General features: G+C 69.0%; 15 protein-coding genes. 6 read left to right on the forward strand and 9 right to left on the reverse strand.

Annotated features, from left to right (window positions below; all coding sequences use genetic code 11):
• Positions 1-5 precede the first annotated feature (5 nt).
• Together treY and treZ are read left to right on the forward strand one after the other, a co-directional pair.
• Positions 6-2,324, forward strand: a complete 2,319-nt coding sequence (treY, locus tag DKM19_RS06440; protein WP_239514115.1) for a malto-oligosyltrehalose synthase — start codon at positions 6-8, stop codon at positions 2,322-2,324.
• 3 nt (positions 2,325-2,327) lie between these two features.
• Entirely contained in the window at positions 2,328-4,031 is a 1,704-nt protein-coding gene (gene treZ / locus DKM19_RS06445) for a malto-oligosyltrehalose trehalohydrolase (protein ID WP_110694921.1), read from the forward strand.
• A 16-nt stretch (positions 4,032-4,047) separates the two neighbouring features.
• Here treZ and DKM19_RS06450 read toward each other — a convergent pair whose 3' ends face one another.
• The 3 genes from DKM19_RS06450 to DKM19_RS06460 all read right to left on the reverse strand — a co-directional run bounded on the left by DKM19_RS06450 (position 4,048) and on the right by DKM19_RS06460 (position 6,886).
• Positions 4,048-5,028 carry a DUF523 and DUF1722 domain-containing protein gene (locus DKM19_RS06450; RefSeq protein ID WP_239514116.1) on the reverse strand — a complete coding sequence of 327 codons (981 nt, stop codon included), beginning with the start codon at positions 5,026-5,028 and terminating at the stop codon, positions 4,048-4,050.
• 94 nt (positions 5,029-5,122) lie between these two features.
• A complete protein-coding gene (locus DKM19_RS06455) occupies positions 5,123-5,647 on the reverse strand; it encodes an RNA polymerase sigma factor (protein ID WP_110694923.1) in 525 nt (174 codons plus the stop codon).
• A gap of 291 nt (positions 5,648-5,938) precedes the next feature.
• Complete coding sequence (locus tag DKM19_RS06460; protein ID WP_110694924.1) at positions 5,939-6,886, reverse strand: MerR family transcriptional regulator; 948 nt, start codon at positions 6,884-6,886, stop codon at positions 5,939-5,941.
• 336 nt (positions 6,887-7,222) lie between these two features.
• On the opposite strand from DKM19_RS06460, the gene DKM19_RS06465 reads away from it, so the two are divergent.
• A complete protein-coding gene (locus DKM19_RS06465) occupies positions 7,223-8,503 on the forward strand; it encodes a deoxyribodipyrimidine photo-lyase (protein WP_239514117.1) in 1,281 nt (426 codons plus the stop codon).
• A gap of 233 nt (positions 8,504-8,736) precedes the next feature.
• Entirely contained in the window at positions 8,737-9,678 is a 942-nt protein-coding gene (locus DKM19_RS06470; RefSeq protein WP_162641334.1) for a hypothetical protein, read from the forward strand.
• A gap of 258 nt (positions 9,679-9,936) precedes the next feature.
• Here DKM19_RS06470 and DKM19_RS06475 read toward each other — a convergent pair whose 3' ends face one another.
• The 6 genes from DKM19_RS06475 to DKM19_RS06500 form a co-directional block, all read right to left on the reverse strand.
• Positions 9,937-10,293: a hypothetical protein gene (locus tag DKM19_RS06475; RefSeq protein ID WP_089211404.1), complete on the reverse strand. Its 357-nt coding sequence runs from the start codon at positions 10,291-10,293 to the stop codon at positions 9,937-9,939.
• A gap of 36 nt (positions 10,294-10,329) precedes the next feature.
• On the reverse strand, positions 10,330-11,007 hold the full coding sequence (locus tag DKM19_RS06480) for a uracil-DNA glycosylase (RefSeq protein ID WP_110694926.1): 678 nt from the start codon (positions 11,005-11,007) through the stop codon (positions 10,330-10,332).
• A 78-nt stretch (positions 11,008-11,085) separates the two neighbouring features.
• A complete protein-coding gene (locus tag DKM19_RS06485; protein WP_239514416.1) occupies positions 11,086-11,925 on the reverse strand; it encodes a carbohydrate ABC transporter permease in 840 nt (279 codons plus the stop codon).
• 32 nt (positions 11,926-11,957) lie between these two features.
• Entirely contained in the window at positions 11,958-13,220 is a 1,263-nt protein-coding gene (locus tag DKM19_RS06490; RefSeq protein ID WP_110705515.1) for an ABC transporter permease subunit, read from the reverse strand.
• 137 nt (positions 13,221-13,357) lie between these two features.
• On the reverse strand, positions 13,358-14,692 hold the full coding sequence (locus DKM19_RS06495; RefSeq protein WP_110694928.1) for an ABC transporter substrate-binding protein: 1,335 nt from the start codon (positions 14,690-14,692) through the stop codon (positions 13,358-13,360).
• Between the two features lie 129 nt (positions 14,693-14,821).
• On the reverse strand, positions 14,822-16,078 hold the full coding sequence (locus DKM19_RS06500) for an ABC transporter substrate-binding protein (protein ID WP_110694929.1): 1,257 nt from the start codon (positions 16,076-16,078) through the stop codon (positions 14,822-14,824).
• A 131-nt stretch (positions 16,079-16,209) separates the two neighbouring features.
• Here DKM19_RS06500 and DKM19_RS06505 point away from each other — a divergent pair, with 131 nt between their 5' ends.
• Both DKM19_RS06505 and DKM19_RS06510 read left to right on the forward strand, forming a co-directional pair.
• The gene (locus DKM19_RS06505) at positions 16,210-16,716 is read left to right on the forward strand and encodes a PadR family transcriptional regulator (RefSeq protein ID WP_089211410.1); all 507 of its coding nucleotides are present in this window, start codon (positions 16,210-16,212) and stop codon (positions 16,714-16,716) included.
• The gene (locus DKM19_RS06510; protein ID WP_110694930.1) at positions 16,713-17,456 is read left to right on the forward strand and encodes an ABC transporter ATP-binding protein; all 744 of its coding nucleotides are present in this window, start codon (positions 16,713-16,715) and stop codon (positions 17,454-17,456) included. Before DKM19_RS06505 ends, DKM19_RS06510 begins: the two co-directional genes overlap by 4 nt.
• Positions 17,457-17,624 lie beyond the last annotated feature (168 nt).

A 17,624-nucleotide genomic window follows, 5' to 3' on the forward strand; every position in this document is an offset into this window, starting at 1 on the left:
CGGGCGTGTCCGAGTCATCTGAGCCGTCGGTGTCCGAGTCGTTCGAGGAGCCGGTCCCGGTCTATCCGGCGCCGGCCTCGACCTACCGGGTCCAGCTGACCCCCGACTTCGGGTTCGCGCAGGTGGCGGACCTCGCTCCCTACCTGCGGGACCTGGGGATCAGCCACGTCTACCTGTCGCCGCTCCTGCAGGCCAATCCCGAGTCCAGGCACGGCTACGACGTGACCGACCACTCGCGGGTCCGGGCGGAGTTCGGCGGGATCAAGGGGTTGCGAGCGCTGTCGGCGACGCTGGCCGAGCACGGGATCGGGATCGTCGCGGACCTCGTGCCCAACCACATGACGATCCCGGTGCCGGAGTCGGGCAACGCGCAGCTCTGGTCGGTCCTCAAGGACGGGCAGGCCTCGCCGTACGCGTCCTGGTTCGACATCGACTGGGCGGACGGCAAGCTGAACATGCCGGTCCTCGGGGGTGACGACGGCCCGACGGCGGACGGCGACGTGCTGCGCTACCACGACCACGAGTTTCCCCTGCCCGACACGCACTACCGGCTGGTCGACTGGCGTGAGGGGCCCGGCTACCGGCGGTTCTTCGACGTCTCCTCGCTGATCGGGCTGCGGGTGGAGGATCCGGAGGTCTTCGACGCCACTCACGCCGTGATGCTCTCCCTGGTCGAGGAGGGGATCGTCCACGGGCTCCGGATCGATCACCCCGACGGGCTGGCGGACCCGCGCGGCTACCTGTCCCGGCTCCGGGCCGCCTCGGGCGTGTGGACCGTGGTGGAGAAGATCCTGATCGGGTCCGAGCAGCTGCCGGAGGACTGGGACTGCGACGGCACGAGCGGCTACGACGTGCTCAACCGGATCACCGGGCTGTTCGTCGACCCGGCGGGCAAGGAACGGCTGGTGGAGCTGTTCGTCATGCACACCGGCATGCCGACCGACTACGCCACGGTGGTCCAGGAGTCCAAGGCCGAGGTCCTCGGCCTGTTCTTCGCCTCGGAGATCGACCGGCTGCACGCCGTCGTCGGCTCCGACCGCGAGGCGCTGGTGGAGCTGCTCGCCGCGATGCCCGTCTACCGCGCCTACGTGGTGCCGGGAGAGCCGGTGCCCGAGGTCTCGGCCAGGATCGTCGAGACGGCGGGGCAGCTCGCCGCCGACCGGCTGCCCGAGGGCGCCCCGGTCGCGGAGGTCGTGAACGCGGTGCTGCACGGCCCTGCGGAGGCGGTCACCCGCTTCCAGCAGACCTGCGGGCCGGTGATGGCCAAGGGCGTGGAGGACACCGCGCTCTACCGGTGGTATCCGCTGGCATGCCTGAACGAGGTGGGCGGGGAGCCGGACCGGTTCGGGGAGTCCGTGGGTGACTTCCACACGTTCTGCCTGGAGATGTCGTCCGGCACGATGACAACCCTGTCCACGCACGACACCAAGCGTTCCGAGGATGTGCGGGCCAGACTGGCCGTGCTGTCGGAGCTGCCCGGGGAGTGGGCGGCGGCGGTCGGGGAGTGGTCCTCGAAGGTCTCCTTCGACCCGGTGCTCGACTATCTCGCCTGGCAGAACCTGATGGCGGCCTGGCCGATCAGCCAGGACCGGCTCTTCGACTACCTCTTCAAGGCGGCCCGCGAGGCGAAGACCTCGATCTCCTGGGTGACCCCCGATCCCGCCTACGAGGCGGGTATCCGCGACTTCGTCACCCGGGCCATCGGCGAGTGCGGCGCGTCGATCGCGGAGTTCGCCGACAGGATCGAGCCGTACGCCCGGTCCAACTCCCTGGGGCAGAAGCTCGTCCAGTTCATGTTGCCGGGCGTGCCCGACCTGTACTGGGGCAACGAGATCACCGACTTCTCCCTGGTGGATCCGGACAACCGCCGCCCCGTCGACTTCGACCTGCGCCGCCGGATGCTCGCCGGTGCCGGCGGCAGCGTCGCCGGTGGAGGCACCGCCGATGGCCCGTCGTGGGACGGGGCCAAGGCCGCCGGCCTGTCGCGGGACGCGGGCAAGACCGGCGATCTGTCATGGGACGAGGCCAAGCTGATGGTCACCACCCAGGCGCTGAACCTGCGCCGGCGACTGGATCCGGCCGCGCCGTACATCCCGCTGGAGGCCGACGAGCACGCGATCGCCTTCGCCCGCGGGGACCGGGCCGTGGCGGTGGCCACCCGGCTGCCGGTCGGGCTGGAGCGGCGTGGCGGCTGGGGGAGCAGTACGCTCACGCTGCCGCACGGAAGGTGGCGGGACCTGCTGTCCGGGGCCGAGCACACCGGTCGGATCCCCCTGGCGCACCTGCTGTCCATTCACCCCGTGGCACTCCTGGAAAGGGACTAGCCGATGTTCGAGGTATGGGCGCCGCATGCGACCGCGGTCGATGTGGAGATCGAGGAGACTCGCTACTCGATGTCCGCGGGGTCGGCCGGCTGGTGGTCGGTGGAGGTGCCGGGGGCCGGGCACGGAACCGACTACCGTTTCAGGCTGGACGGGGGCGAGGCGCTGCCGGACCCCCGGACCCGATGGCAGCCGGAGGGGATCTTCGGGCCGAGCCGGGTCTACGAGCACGACCGGTTCGAGTGGAGCGACGACCTCTGGCGAGGCCGGGGCCTGCCGGGGGCGGTCATCTACGAGCTGCACATCGGCACCTTCACCCCCGAGGGCACCTTCGAGGCGGCGATCGGCAAGCTTGAGCACCTGGCGGAGCTCGGCGTCGACTTCGTCGAGATCATGCCGGTGCCCCCGGTGCCGGGGGAGCGCAACTGGGGTTACGACGGCGTGGACCTGTGGGCCGTCACCGAGAACTACGGCGGCCCCGACGGGCTCAAGCGCTTCGTGGACGCCTGTCACCGGCAGGGGCTCGGCGTGATCCTCGACGTCGTCTACAACCACCTCGGCCCGTCGGGCAACTTCCTGGCCCCCTTCGGCCCCTACTTCCACTCCTCCGCCTCCTCCTTCTGGGGTCAGGCGGTCAACCTGGACGGTCCGGGCTCCGACGAGGTGCGCGGCTATCTCATCGGCAACGCGCTGCAGTGGCTGCGCGACTACCACGTCGACGGTCTGCGGCTGGACGCCGTGCACGCGCTGCACGACAAGCGGGCCGTGCACCTGCTGGAGGAGCTGGCCGTCGAGGTGGAGGCGCTGTCGGCGGCCGTGGGCAGGCCGCTGACCCTCATCGCCGAGTCCGACCTCAACGACCCCCGGCTGATGACCTCGCGCGAGGCCGGCGGGTACGGCCTGGAGGCGGCCTGGAACGACGACGTCCACCACGCCCTGCACGTGGCGGTGAGCGGTGAGCGGCACGGCTACTACGACGACTTCGCCGGGGCCCTGGCCAAGGTGCTGACCCGGGGATACTTCCACGACGGGACCTACTCGACCTTCCGGCACCGCTCCCACGGACGCCCGGCGAGCCATGTGCCCGGCTACCGATTCGTCTGCTGCGCGCAGAACCACGACCAGATCGGCAACCGGGCCGAGGGCGACCGCCTCGAGCCCGACGCGCTGAGGCTGGCCGCGGGGCTCCTGCTGACCTCGCCGTTCACCCCCATGCTGTTCATGGGGGAGGAGTGGGGGGCGCGCACGCCGTTCCTGTTCTTCACCGACCACGTCGAGCCGCAGCTCCGCGAGGGGGAGGCCGACCGGCGGCGGCGGGAGTTCGTCGGGTTCGGCTACGACGACTGGGCGGACAAGGCGCCCGATCCCGGGGAGGAGATGACCTTCCTGCGATCCAAGCTCGACTGGAGCGAGCTCGACCATGACGCCCACCGGGCCCATCTCGACTGGTACCGGGCACTGATCGCGCTGCGTCGCGCCCATCCCGACCTGTCGGACCCGAGGCTCGAGCGGGTCCAGGTCGATCACGGCGAGACCTGGCTGGTCGTCCACCGGGGCATGCTCCGCGTCGCCGCCAACCTCAGCCCGATCCCGATCACGGTACGGCTCTCGCCCGCTCAGATCCTGCTCGCCTCCGATCCGAGGACGACCGTGGACGGCGAGGAGTTGTCCCTGCCCGCCCGCTCCCTCGCGATCCTGAAGGTGACCTGACGCGGGGCGGGGGAGCTTATGCGGGGACGTGGTTCCGTAGGCGGAGCTCTTCGGGGTACGGCGAGAAGTAGGTCTGGTCCCGTACATACTCGGTGGCCTCGCCCCGTGCGTGATGGCGGAGCAGGGTCGCGGGCACGCTGAGGGCCACCAGGCCGGCCCGGTAGGAGGCGATGACCTCCGCCAGGTCGGCCCGCCTGGCCGGGTCGAGCGAGTCGCTCATCATGCCCATGCAGTGCTGCAGGACGTTGACGTTGCGGCCGATGGTGGCCTTCGTGGCGAAGGCCGTGCCGAACACGCGGGCGTAGTCGGCGGCGAGCTCCTCGCGGGGGCGCACGCCCGCCCGGGCCACGACGCGGCCGGCCTCGCCGTAGGCGACGGGGTCGTGGGCCAGGATCTGCATCTTGTGCCGGGAGTGGAAGGAGATCAGGTCGCGCACCCGCCAGTCGCCCTCCAGCAGCGCGCGCAGCCGGGCGTGCGCGAAGATCCGTTCCACGAAGGTCTCGCGGAGCAGCGCGTCGTTCAGCCGTCCCTCGTCCTCCACCGGCAGCAGCGGGTGGGCGTCGAGGATCCTGGCCGCGAAAACGCCCCGGCCCTTGCGATCCACGGCCATGTCCCCCTCGTAGACGGGGATGCCGTGCAGCCCGCAGCTGGGGCTCCTGGACTTGAAGACGTAGCCGTCCACGTCGAGGGTGCGGGCCCGCTCGGCGGACAGGGCCGCCATCCGGTCGGTGAGGTCCACCCGGGTCTTCCTGGTCACCAGACGCGGTCCTTCGGGAGAGCGCTCGAGGCGGAGGGTCTCGCGCGGGGTGCCGAGGCCGATCTCCATCTCCGGGCAGACACGCACCCAGTCGACGTGAGGGTCCAGCTCCCCGCTGAGGAACCGGTCGCGGCTGTGACCGCCGTTGAACCGCACCAGCTCGCCCATCAGGCAGCTGGACACCGCGACCCGGGGCCTGACGGCCTCGGCGATGTCGCCTGTCCGGTTCATATCGCTCATGTCATCTGCCCGACTCATGTCGTCTGTTTCGCCGGCCCCGCTCATGGCACTCGTGCCGCTCATCCCGCTCATACCCGCGCCCGGCCCGTCCTGCTCATGCCGTGACCGGGGGAAGGATGTTCGACAGGCGGCGCAGGCCGCGGGCCGTACGGGCCTTGATGGTGCCGAGCGGCACACTCAGCCTCTCGGCGATCTCCCGCTGGGTCAGCTCGCCGTAGTAGGCCAGCTCGATCGCCTGGCGCTGCGGTGCGGGAAGCTCGGCCAGCGCCCGCTGGACCTGGTCGCGGTCCGCCAGGCCGTCGCCGTGGGTCCGGCCGTCCGCACCGGCCGGATCGGCCACCACGTCCAGCGGGACCGTCTGCGGTGTCCGTATCCGCAACTGGTCGACCGCCCGGTTGTGCGCGATGCCGAGCAACCAGGCCGGGAGGTTGCGGGTGGGGTCGAAGCGGTGCCGGCACCGCCAGACCTCCGCGAACACGATCTGCTGCAGGTCTTCGATGTCCTGCTGAGGGACGAATCGCCGCAGGTAGGAGCGGACCAGTGACCCGTGCGTGTGAAAACACTCGGCCAGCGCGGCGTCGTCGCCCTCGGCGAGCCGGATGTTCAAGGTGTCTGTCATGATGACTCTCCCTTGCCATGAAAACCTACTCAAAACTTATTCATACTCGCTCACCCTTCGTGATCGCAAGCTGGGAGAGGGGCGCGTCACGAGACGGCGGGGCCCCGGGTGGTGAAACGCGGGTGGTCGGCGCGGTCGTGCGAAGGCCACGGGAGCGATGCCAGGGGGGAAGCCGGAGAGGCGAGACGTGAGCGATCGGCGGCGCGGTCCGTCAGGGCGGCCCGGCCCGGAGACGGCGGGCGCGGTGACAGGTGCAGGCCTCGAAAGGGGGAAGGCCGGTGCGGCGCGCGGTCAGTGGAGGGCGGCGCTGATCCGGGTGAGCGCGTCCCGGAACGACGTGACGCGGGAGACCGACGGCGGGAGATCGTCCCACCATCCCGTGCCGCCGACGATGACTCGGCTCGCGGGGCGGAGCAGGGGCAGCGACGCGAGCGGGGCCGGGTCGCCGGTCTCGGGCAGCTGGGACCAGACGAAGACCACCGCCGGGCCGAGGCGGCGCATCGCGTCGGCCAGGGCCGGATAGGGGATCCGTGCGCCCAGCACGCGTGTCTCCACGTGTTCGGCGGTCAGCGCGGCGGCCAGCGCGTAGATCGGCAGGCTGTGCTGCTCCTCCTCGGAGCAGGTGAGCAGCACCGGCCGGACGTTGATCGGCCGTGCGGGGCGTTCGATCAACCGGCTCAGGGAGGCCAGCAGCCGGTCGGAGAACAGGTGCTCGACCTCGATGCTCGCGCCGGTCTCGGCCTGGCGCCTGCAGATCGTCTCGAAAACCGGGATCACCAGCTCCTCCCAGGTCCAGATGACCCCGTGCCTGGACAGCGCCGCGCCGATCCAGTCGGACACGAGCTGGCTGTCCAGCATGATCGCCGCCCGAGCCAGCATCGCCACCGTGGGGATCTCGGGGCGCGGTGCCAAGACAGGCGGGTGCTCCTCCCGGGCCGCCCGGAGATCCGGGACTTCCCGGAGAGGGGCGGCCGGTGGGGTCCCGTCGCCTCTCAGGACCTCCCGCGCCGCGTCGGCGGCGGGCACGCCCGTCCGGATGAGCCGGTTCATCTCCTCGAGGCGCCGCAGGTCGCTCAGGTCGTAGCGGCGATGCCCTCCCGGGCTGCGGCGGCTGGGGCCGAGGCCGTAGCGCAGGTTCCAGGTCCGCAGGGTGGGGGCGGGCACGCCGAGACGCCGTGCGACGGCTCCGATGCCGTAGCCCGGCTCCTCTTCGGTGGTCACCTGACTCTGCTCGCCCATCTCATCTCATTCTCACAGCCCGTTCCGTGCCCGTGATCGCCCTACCAGGCTGCCAGACGGCGCGGGTGGACGTCCCCTGGACGTTTCTTCGGGCGACAGGTCCCGGCGGATGCAGTCACGGGAGCCGGAGTGCGCGAAAGGTGGCGATATGCGGCAAGCGAGGCTCCCAGGGCTGAGCGTACGAAAGGAGCCAACCCTGACAGGCGTAACCGATGAGGCCGGGGCGCGCGAATGGAGTGAGCTCTGGCGGGTGCAACCACCGGGGCTGGAGCGTGCGAAAGGGAATAAGCCCTGGTGGATGCAACCGCCGGTGCCGCAGGGCGCGAAGAGAGGATCATGATGGACACCGTCATCGTCTTGTTCAACCGCGATCTCCGGACGCACGACCACCCGGCCCTCGCCGCCGCGTGCGAGAACGCGCGCCAGGTGGTCCCGCTCTTTGTGCTCGACCCCGCACTGCCCACGGGCCACCGCTCGGCCTTCCTGTCCGAATGCCTCGCCGACCTGCGTCAATCGTTACGGGAGCGGGGAGGGGAGCTCGTGATTCGCCGGGGGGATCCGGTCGAGGAGACCGTACGGCTGGCAGGGCGGATCTCGGCCCAGGCCGTCTACGCCAGCCTGGACGTCAGCACGCTCGCGCAGCGTAGGCAGCGGCGGCTGGCCGAGGCATGTGAGCGGAGCCGGATGGAGTTTCGCGGGTTCCCCGGCGTGACGATCGTCGCGCCCGACGCGCTCAGACCTTCGGGCGGCGGTGATCACTACCGGGTCTTCACGCCCTACTGGCGCGCCTGGAGCGCCCATCCGCGGCGGGAGACGTTGAAGGCGCCCGAGGCGGTGCACGTTCCCGACGGTCTGGAGGAAGGTCTCCTGCCCGAGCCGGATCACGAGCCGTCCCCGCTGTTCAGGGGTGGTGAAACGGCGGCGCGCGAGCGGATGGGGCAGTGGTTGAAGCACTGCGTGGAGGACTACGCCGACGGCCACGACGATCTCGCGGGAGACCGTACCTCCAGGCTGAGCCCGTATCTGCACTTCGGCTGTCTGTCGCCCCTGGAGCTGGAGTCGACGGCCGTGAACGGCGACGCCTTTGTCAGGCAGCTGTGCTGGCGCGACTTCTTCCATCAGGTGACGGCGGCCTTTCCCGGCATCAACCGGGACGACTACCGATCACGCGGCCAGGAGTGGCGCACCGACTCCGGCGCCGCGCAGGCCTGGAAGGAGGGCATGACCGGGGTGCCGATCGTGGACGCGGGAATGCGGCAGCTGCTCACCGAGAACTGGATGCACAACCGGGCCCGCATGATCGTGGCGTCCTTCCTGGTCAGGCGGCTGCGTCTCGACTGGCGAGTGGGGGCCGACCACTTCTTCGAGATGCTGCTGGACGGTGACATCGCCAACAACTACGGCAACTGGCAGTGGATGGCCGGGACGGGCAACAACACCCGGCCCAACCAGACGGTCAACCACATCCGGCAGGCCAGGAGGTTCGACCCGGACGGCGAATACGTCCGCCGCTACGTGCCCGAGCTGGGCTCGGTGCCGAAGAGGGCGGTCCACGAGCCGTGGCGGTTGCCGGCGGGCGTCCCCGGCTATCCACAACCCCTGGTCTCGATGGACTGACGCGAATGATCCGGCAGGGGCGGAGGCAGGGGAGCGGGGCTTCATCCGGCAGGGGGAGGCATGGGGGTGAGGTCTGCTTTGGGCAGGCCGCAGGAGAACTGATTGAAGAGAAAAGTCGCATTAAATCCTGATTAGGGAGAAAGAGGCGACAATGCGCGACTGGGCAAGGGTGAGAGCAGGGATTGACCACGCCCGGGCGGAACGATTTGGCCCTGCCGCACGTCGCAAAAAGTGTGACCTCTTTTGAGAGCATCGACGATGACCTACGCGTCGTCCACGGGCGAGTGCGACAGCTGGAACAGCTGACCAGACGGCGTCAGGCGGTGGACGTTCAGCTCGACGAGGTCGGGCGGCTCATCGGCGACCTCGAAGCCGAGCTCGCCGAGGAGGAGCGGGGCGTCTCCAGGCTGGAGGGCGGTTTCTCGGCGTTCCTGGCCGGCCTCACCGGATCCAGGGAGGAGAAGCTGGCCGGGGAGAAGGCCAAGGCACTGGCCGTACGGCAGCGCCTTGAAGGGCAGCGAACCCGCCTCGAATGGCTGAACACCGACAGGGCGGCCTTGGAGGAGGCCCTGGCCGAGGTCGGGTCGGCCCCGGAGGAGTTCACCGAGCTGCTCGAACGCAAGGAGCGCATGCTGGTGGAGTCGAGCGATCCCCGGGGCCGCGAGCTGGCCGAGATCGCCCAGCGGCTCGCCGAGGTCGACGCCGACCTCCGGGAGCACGAGGAGGCCCACCGTGCCGGGGTCGCCGCCGCCCACGCGGTCGGTCAGGTCCTGCGCTGCCTCGGCGGCGCGCGCGGCGCCTCCACGTGGGACATGCTCGGCGGCGGTGGCGGCATCGCGGACATGATGGAGCGTGGCCACCTGCTCAACGCGGACGAGGCGGCCTGGCACGCCCAGCATCTCCTGGACGTCTTCGCCAGGGAACTCGTCGACATCGGCGTGCACGTCAGCCCGGCGCTTCCCAAGGTGGACACCCGCTGGTTCGCCGACATGTTCTTCGACAACATCGTCACCGACGCGATCAAGCATCAGCGGATCGCCCGCACGGGCGAGGCCGTCGGCGATGTCGCCGAATGGGTGGGAGGTACGGTGAACGGCCTGGCCGCCCGCTGCGGAGAGCTGACGCGCGGGCGCGACTCCTTCGTCGCCCGTCGCGAGGACGTCCTTACCGGCTGAGAGACGCCGCCGAAGTGGCCGAAGGGCGTCACCGATTCATCGGGGGCTCAAGGAGGTCGCCGGTCGGAGGGCGTCACCGATCGTCAAGGGTTTGGGGGCGCCGCGAGCCGGAGGGCGTCACCGGCTGTCGGGGCTCGGGGACACCGCCGACACGTGAATGGATGAGGGACGTCCCCGGAAGCACCGGAGCCGGCGGGACGGGTGCCCGCGAGGTCAGCTCCGGAGCTTCGGGAACGACTCCATGGTCAACGAGCGATCTCAGTGCTTGTGACCGACAGCGTCATGGTCGTGGTCGTGCTCCTCGTCCTCATCCTCGTCCGAGGGACCGTCGGAGGGCTCGACGCCCAGCACGGCCTCACGGGGCTCGATCTCCTCAACGTGCTCGATCAGACCCAGGACGTGGTCCGGCTCGATCAGCCACTGCAGCGCCGTGGCGCCGGTGTCGTCGGTGGAGACCAGCTCCGCCTGCTCCTTGCGCTCGTCATCGTCCAGATCGGCGTCCGGGTGGTTGATCTCCTTCAGCGCGGCGGCCTGCAGGCCCGCAAGGTCCTGCACCTCCACGGTAAGCTCGACAGTCAGACGCAGATAGCGTTCAGTGCCCGATTCATCACTCATGGTGTAAATCCTAGTGCCCTCGTAGGGTGCGATTGCCTAAGGAAGCTTCCACTCGACCGGCGTCGTGCCCTGCTGCTGGAGAAGCTCGTTGGTGCGGCTGAACGGGCGGGAGCCGAAAAAGCCGCTGCGGGCCGACAGAGGGCTCGGGTGGGCCGACTCGACGGCCGGGAGGTTGCCGAGCATCGGGCGCAGGTTGCGGGCGTCGCGCCCCCACAGAATCGCCACCATCGGCTTGTCACGAGCGACGAGCGCCTTCATGGCCTGCTCGGTGACCTCTTCCCAGCCCTTGCCCCGGTGCGAGGCGGACTTGCCCGGCGCGACGGTGAGAACCCTGTTGAGCAGCAGCACGCCCTGCTCGGTCCACGGGGTCAGGTCGCCGTTGCTCGGCATCGGCAGGCCGAGGTCCTCGGTGAGCTCCTTGTAGATGTTGCGCAGGCTGCCCGGAATCGGGCGCACATCTGCGGCCACGGAGAAGCTCAGGCCGATCGGATGACCCGGCGTGGGATAGGGGTCCTGGCCGACGATCAGCACTTTGACCTGGTCAAAGGGCTGTTGAAAGGCACGGAGCACGTTGGCTCCCGACGGGAGGTACTGCCTGCCTTCCGCCACCTCCTTGCGGAGGAAGTCGCCCATCTCGGCGATTCTTTCAGCGACGGGTTCGAGGGCCGTGGCCCACCCGGCTTCCACGATTTCATTCAAAGGACGCGCGGCCATGCCGAAAACCCTATCGAGGTTTGAGGTCCGGTACGGCGTGCGCCGGAAAACCGCGCACGCTGTACCGGACCTGCCCCTTTATTTCACCGAACCCGCCATCATGCCCTGCACGAAGTAACGCTGGAAGGCAAAGAACAAGATCAGCGGGATGATCAGCGACAGGAAGGCACCGGGCGCGAGGATGTCGACGTTGGTTCCGAACTGCCGCATCTGGGACTGCAGGGCCTTGGTCATCGGCTGGTTCTCGGTGTTGGCGAAGACCAGGGCGACGAGCAGGTCGTTCCAGACCCAGAGAAACTGGAAGATGCCGAGCGAGGCGACCGCGGGCTTGGCCAGCGGGAACACCACGGTCGAGAAGATCTTCCACTCACCCGCGCCGTCCATGCGCGCGGCTTCGAGCAGCGAGCGTGGAATGCCCGCGAAGAAGTTGCGGAGCAGGAAGATGGCGAAGGGGAGTCCGAAGGCGACGTGGAAGAGCACCACGCCGGCGATGGAGCCGAAGATGCCGATCGAGCCGTAGAGCTTCGCGATCGGGATCAGCGCGATCTGGATCGGCACCACCAGCAGGCCGATCACCACCAGGAACAGCGCGTCCCTGCCGGGAAACTCCATCCAGGCGAACGCGTAGGCGGCCATGGACGCGATGCCGATCACCAGGAGGGTCGTGGGCACCGTGATGAGCACGGTGTTCCAGAACGACGCGGTGAACCCGGTGGCCAGCAGATCGGAGTAGTTCTTGATGGTCCACTCGGCCGGCTTGGTGAACGCCGTCCACCAGCCGGTGGAGTTGTTGGCCGTCTCCTGGCGGAGCGAGACCACGAACAGGCCGAGGGTGGGAACCAGCCAGAACAGGCCGACCAGCACCAGCACCGCCTGGACGAGGCCGCCGCCGACCTTGTCCACGATCCGGCTGAGCATGTTGCGCGGTGGGGCGCCGAGACTGGAGGTCGTCACTGGTTGTCCCTCCTGAAACGGCGGATGTTGATAATCATGAAGGGCAGAACGAGGATCAGCAGGAAGATGGACAGCGCGCTGCCCAGCCCCTGGTTGCCTCCGCCGCCGAACGAGACCCGCCACATCTCCAGCGCGATCACGTTGGCCTGCGGCTGCACCGATCCCGGTGCGATGACGAAGACCAGGTCGAAGACCTTCAGCGTGTTGATGATCATCGTGACGAACACGACGAGCAGCACCGGGGCGAGCAGTGGGATGGTGATCTTGCGGAACACCTGCCATTCGGTGGCCCCGTCGATGCGGGCCGCCTCCAGAGCGTCACGCGGGATGGCCGAGAGCCCCGCCGCGATCAGCACCATGGAGAATCCGGCCCACACCCAGATGAACGCTCCGATGATCGCCGGAGTGATCAGCGCCGGGCCGAGCCAGGCGATCCCGTTGAAGGCCGCGTGGAAGTTCGACTCCGGCAGCCGCACCAGATAGTCGCCCGGAGCCAGCCCGGTGAAGCGGAAGGTCCCGTCGGCCCCGGTGGTGACGGTGGCCTTGACGGCACCGTTCTGCACCGCCTCGACGGTCACGCCCGTCAGGCCCTTCTCCGTGGGATCCACCTGGTTGACTGCGCCTCCGCCGCCCTGGGTGAAGTCCACCCACACGGTCCCGGCCAGTTCGCCGGGGCCCGGCTGGGACGCCTTCGCCGTCGCCGCGGAGGCGAGGGTCTCGGGCTTCACGCCGACCAGGGGGAGGAGCACGGCCTTGCCGGGCCCCGCGGGCTGTTTGGTCACCACCGCGCCCTGCTGACCGGCGACCGGCGACTGGTCGTTCTCCCTGGGCCGGGCGTCCGGGTAGCCGTCGGTGGAGCCGAAGACGTCCATCACCGAGGTGATGACGGCGTTGGCCACGCCCCGGTCCGGGGCCTGCTCGTAGACCAGGCGGAAGATGACGCCGGAGGCCATCAGGGAGACGGCCATCGGCATGAACACGATCAGCTTGAAGGCGGTCGCCCAGCGGATCCGTTCTGTCAGCACCGCGAAGAGCAGACCTATCGCGGTGACGAGGGCGGGGGCCACCGCGACCCAGATCAGGTTGTTCCTGATCGTGGTCAGGGTGGAGGAGTCATTGAAGATCGTCGCGTAGTTCTCGACGCCGACGAAGGTGTTCCCGTTGGAGTCGTAGAAGCTGCGGAAGATCGAGTAGATGATCGGGTAGATCACCATTGCGCCGAGCAGGAGCACGCCCGGCAACAGGAACCAGAGCGCCATCCTCGCCGGAGGACCCAGGGATCCGGCCTTCACGGGAGCCGGCTCGGGAGCCTTCTCAGGAGCCGCCTCCGATACCGCCTGCGATACCGGAGGCGGTGCCGGAGGGCCGTCTAACCGATCGGTCACGGCCTATCCCCTTACTTCCAGGCCTTTTTGGCCTCGTCTTCGAGCTTGCTCTGGATGCCCTTGATGTCGGCCGGGTTGCGGACGAAGTCCTGCAGGAGCTTCCACTCGCCCTTGCCGTCGGTGCCGCCGAAGGCGCTGGGGGCGAGGTCGGACATGTCGTAGCGGACCGCGTCACCGGCGGAGATGATCGTCTCGGCGAGCTTCTTGGTCAACTCGGACGGGTAGGTGTCGGGCGCGACGTTGCGGTTGGGGGAGAGGTAGCCGGGAAGCTTGGCCCAGATCTCGCCGCCCTCCTTGGAGGCGAGGAACTCCAGCAGCTCCATCGAGCCCTTGGAGTCCTTCAGCGCCACCGCGATGTCGCCGCCCAGCACGACCGGCTCGGTGTCACCGGCCTTCGGGAACGGGAAGTACTTGGCCTCCTCGCCGAGCTTCGCGCCGGACTCCTCGGCCGTGGTGCCCACGAAGTCGGCCTCGATCACCATCGCCGACTTGTCCTGGCCGTAGACCTGGGTCACGCAGGTGGGGAAGTCGGTCTGCAGGGCGCCGGAGGCGCCGCCGAGCAGGAACTCCTTCTTGCCGACAATCTGGCCGATCTTCTCCAGCGCGGTGGTCACGCTGGCGTCGGTCCACGGGATCTCGTGCTTGGAGAGCTTGGTGTAGTTCTCCGGACCCGCGCTGGAGAGGTAGACGTTCTCGAACAGGTCGGTCAGGGTCCAGCCGGACGCGCCGCAGAAGGAGAACGGCGCGGTGCCGGAGTCCGCGATCGTCTGGGAGGCCGTGACGAGGTCGTCCCAGGTGGCGGGCGGCTGCACTCCGGCGTCCTGGAAGGCCTGGTCGCGGTACCAGATGAGCGACTTGTGGGCCGCCTTCACCAGCACGCCGTACACCTGGCCGTCGGCGGAGCCGAGCTCCTTCCAGTACGGGGTGTAGTTGTCGTCGAGCTGCTTCTGCACCTCGGCGGTGAGCGGCTTGAGCGCCTTCTGGTCGGCGTACTGCTGGACCAGGCCGGGCTGGGGCAGGATCGCGACGTCCGGCGGGCTGCCGCCCTGGATGCGCGGGCCGAGATAGGCGCCGGTGTCCTCGCCGGTGGAGGCGTAGGTGACCTTGGCCCCGGTCTTGGCCTCGAAGGCCTTGAGCACCTGCTCGAAGTTGGTCTGCTCGGAGCCCGTCCACTTGGCCGCGACCTCGAGGCTCACGCCTTCGAGGGTCTTGGCCTCGGCGGGCGCGGAGGCGGGGGCGCTGCCGCTCGCGGCCGGGGTCGTGGGTGCCGCCGCCTCGCCGCCGCCGCATGCGGCGAGTGCGAGTGCGAGTCCGGCCGTCGTCGCCATGGCAATGGATTTGCGCATGCTGAACAAACCTCCTGTGGTGTCAAAGCCCCGGAATTCGGGAGAAAGTAATTCGGGAGAAGCGAAAGAGAGCGGAGGGCTGAATCGAGATCCGGGAGGGATGACGGCTCGCCGGGGGATCGCCCCGGGTTACTGAGCCCGGATGATCTCGTTCAGCTGGCCTTTCATGGAGGCGATGATGTCGTCGCCGGCCTCCTCGAAGGGTGGGGTGAGCGCGTTGGAGACCGCGCTGGCGATCACCAGGCTCACCTGGTTGTAGTTGGCACTGGCCGGTCTCGGCTGGGCCGAGAGAATGCTCTGCTTGAGGACGGGAAGGTAGGGGAAACGCTTGATCAGGGCGGGGTCGTCGTACAGCTCGGCCCACACGGGTGGGAACGAGCCGTCGGTGAGCACCCGCCGCTGGTTCTCCAGGCCGGTGAAGTAGCGGATGAACTCGACCGCCGACTTCTGCTTCTTGGAGTAGGCGCTGAGCGCGAGGTTGACGCCGCCCAGCGAGCTGGAGCCCGGACCGTCGAGTCCGGGCAGCCGGGTGACCGCGAACTTGTTCGCGACGGCCGAGTCGGTGGCGGGGCCGTACGCGTGCGGCCAGTTGCGGGCGAAGGCCAGCCTGCCCTCCTGGAAGGCCAGCCGGGACTCCTCCTCCTTGAAGGAGAGCGACTCCGGCGGGATCCAGCCTTCGCGGAACCCGCCGACCAGGAAGTCCAGGCCGGCCTTGGCCTTGGCCGAGTCCATGGTCACTTTTGTGCCGTCCGGGCTGAGGATCTGCCCTCCCGCCGACTGCACGGCCTCGGCGAAGTTGACGGTCAGTCCCTCGTAGGCCAGGAACTGCCCGGCGTAACCGCCGATGCCGTACTTCTCATGCAGCGCACCGGCCTGCTCGCGGAGCTCCTCCCAGGTCTTGGGGGGCTTGAAGCCCTGCTTGGCGAGCAGGTCCTTGCGGTAGTAGAGCAGCCCGGCATTGCTGGTGTACGGCACGGCCCAGAGCTTGCCCCGGTAGACCGCCGTGTCGACGACCGGAGGCAGGAACCTGTCGAGCTGGAACATCCCGCGTTCCAGCGGCAGGATCCAGCCCGCGTCGGCGAACTCCGCCGTCCAGACCACGTCCAGGCCGAGCACGTCGTAGCGATCGCTTTTGGCCTGGAGGTTGGCGACCATCTGCGCGCGTTGCTCGTCGGCCGCCTCGGGGAGTTCGAGCAGGGTGACCCGCTCTCCGGGATGGGTCTGGTTCCACCTGTCCAGCAACGGTTGCAGGTAGGCGGTCGTGTCCCGTCCGATCACGAGGGTGAACGGGCCGGTCCCCCCGAACCTCTCGGTCTCCTGCGCGCCCACCCCGGCGCATCCCACCGGCAGAAGCACGGCGAGCGCGATGGGAATGAGACGGCGCACTATGACCTCCAGATTTCGAGGTAGTTACATACGTGTTAGGTAGATGCATGCATGTTATGCATAGCGATAACATGAACGTCAACGGATTGACCCGTAACGCTCAGGTAACAAGCACTCCGAGGAGGTGGGGCGTGCGGCCGTTGCTGATGGCGCTCCTCGCGAAAGAACCTGCCCATGGTTACGAGCTGAAACAGGCGCTTGAGCAGATCTTCGGCAACGCCTATCCGTCGCCGAACATCGGGCAGATCTACGTTACGCTCGGCCGCCTGGAGAAGGACGGCCTGGTCCGCGTCGTGGACGTCGAACAGTCCAACCGCCCGAACAAGAAGGTTTACTACCTGACCGCCGCGGGCCGGGAGAGCCTCGACACGTGGGTGGACGAACCCACCGAGGGACCCCGGGTCCGGGACGACTTCTTCATGAAGCTGGTGCTGGCCCCGATGACCGGCCTCGCCGACAGGATGACGCTGATCAACCGCCAGCGCCGTCACTACCTCGCGCTGATCCGTGACCTGAACGAGCTCGCGGAGCGGATCGACCCCGAAAATCGAGTCGCGCTTCTCCTCGTGGAGGGGGCTATGCTCCACCTGCAGGCCGACCTCGACTGGCTCGAGCGCTGCCAGGAGGACCTGAGTTGACTTCCCCCGTGGTCGATACCGTCAATCTCGTCAAGATCTATCAGAACGGCGCCGTGCCGGTGCCCGCCGTGCGCGGAGTCGATCTGCGGGTGGCGTCCGGGGAATTCGTGGCGATCATGGGCCCCTCCGGGTCGGGCAAGTCCACCCTGGTCCACATGCTCGGCGGCCTCGAAGCCCGGACCAGCGGCGAGATCTGGCTCGACGGGCAGCGGGCCGACACTCTGAACGAGAGCGCCTGGGCACTGCTGCGCCGTAAGAAGGTCGGCTTCGTCTTCCAGTTCTTCAACCTGGTCGCCAACATGACCGTGGCCGACAACGTCGAACTGCCCGCGCTGCTGGCCGGGGCCTCCGCGCGTGAGGCACGCCAGCGCCGGCAGTATCTCCTCGGCGAGCTCGGCCTGACCGACCGCGCCGACGCCGCGCCCTCCCAGCTCGCGGGCGGCGAGCAGCAGCGGGTCGCGCTGGCCCGCGCGCTGGCCAACAAGCCGAGCCTGCTGCTCGCGGACGAGCCCACGGGCAACCTCGACAGCCGCAACACCCGCGACGTTCTCCGCCTGCTCGGTGAGGTCCACCGCGACGGCCAGACCGTCATCCTGGTCACCCACGACGCCCGGGTGGCCGGCCTGGCCGACCGGGTGGTCGCCCTCTTCGACGGCGAGATCGTCGACGACGGCACCATCGGCATGGCCCGCCGCCGCCCCAAGGCCACCGTGGGCGACGTCGTCGAGCTGAGGGGATAGCCGGTGCGCGTCTCTCGCTCCTGCCGTGCCCTCTCGCGGGCCGGATCCGCCGCTCCCCTCACGATCCGGCTCGCCCACCGGCACCCGGCGGAGACCCACCGCGTCCTCACACGGGCAGGGTCCGCCGCTCCGGGGCGGCCCGCCGGCCTCACTCGCGTGGGTTCGACC

The organism is Streptosporangium sp. 'caverna' (assembly GCF_003203775.1).
Classification (GTDB): domain Bacteria; phylum Actinomycetota; class Actinomycetes; order Streptosporangiales; family Streptosporangiaceae; genus Streptosporangium; species Streptosporangium subroseum.

What these genes read in the sequence shown, in the direction of transcription:
- DKM19_RS06495 (WP_110694928.1), bottom strand. Translation starts at nt 14,692, where the DNA reads ATGCGCAAATCCATTGCCATGGCGACGACGGCCGGACTCGCACTCGCA.
- DKM19_RS06490 (WP_110705515.1), bottom strand. Translation starts at nt 13,220, where the DNA reads ATGGCGCTCTGGTTCCTGTTGCCGGGCGTGCTCCTGCTCGGCGCAATG.
- DKM19_RS06480 (WP_110694926.1), bottom strand. Translation starts at nt 11,007, where the DNA reads ATGGCCGCGCGTCCTTTGAATGAAATCGTGGAAGCCGGGTGGGCCACG.
- treZ (WP_110694921.1), top strand. Translation starts at nt 2,328, where the DNA reads ATGTTCGAGGTATGGGCGCCGCATGCGACCGCGGTCGATGTGGAGATC.
- DKM19_RS06455 (WP_110694923.1), bottom strand. Translation starts at nt 5,647, where the DNA reads ATGACAGACACCTTGAACATCCGGCTCGCCGAGGGCGACGACGCCGCG.
- DKM19_RS06460 (WP_110694924.1), bottom strand. Translation starts at nt 6,886, where the DNA reads ATGGGCGAGCAGAGTCAGGTGACCACCGAAGAGGAGCCGGGCTACGGC.
- DKM19_RS06465 (WP_239514117.1), top strand. Translation starts at nt 7,223, where the DNA reads ATGATGGACACCGTCATCGTCTTGTTCAACCGCGATCTCCGGACGCAC.
- DKM19_RS06485 (WP_239514416.1), bottom strand. Translation starts at nt 11,925, where the DNA reads ATGCTCAGCCGGATCGTGGACAAGGTCGGCGGCGGCCTCGTCCAGGCG.
- DKM19_RS06475 (WP_089211404.1), bottom strand. Translation starts at nt 10,293, where the DNA reads ATGAGTGATGAATCGGGCACTGAACGCTATCTGCGTCTGACTGTCGAG.
- DKM19_RS06450 (WP_239514116.1), bottom strand. Translation starts at nt 5,028, where the DNA reads ATGAGCGATATGAACCGGACAGGCGACATCGCCGAGGCCGTCAGGCCC.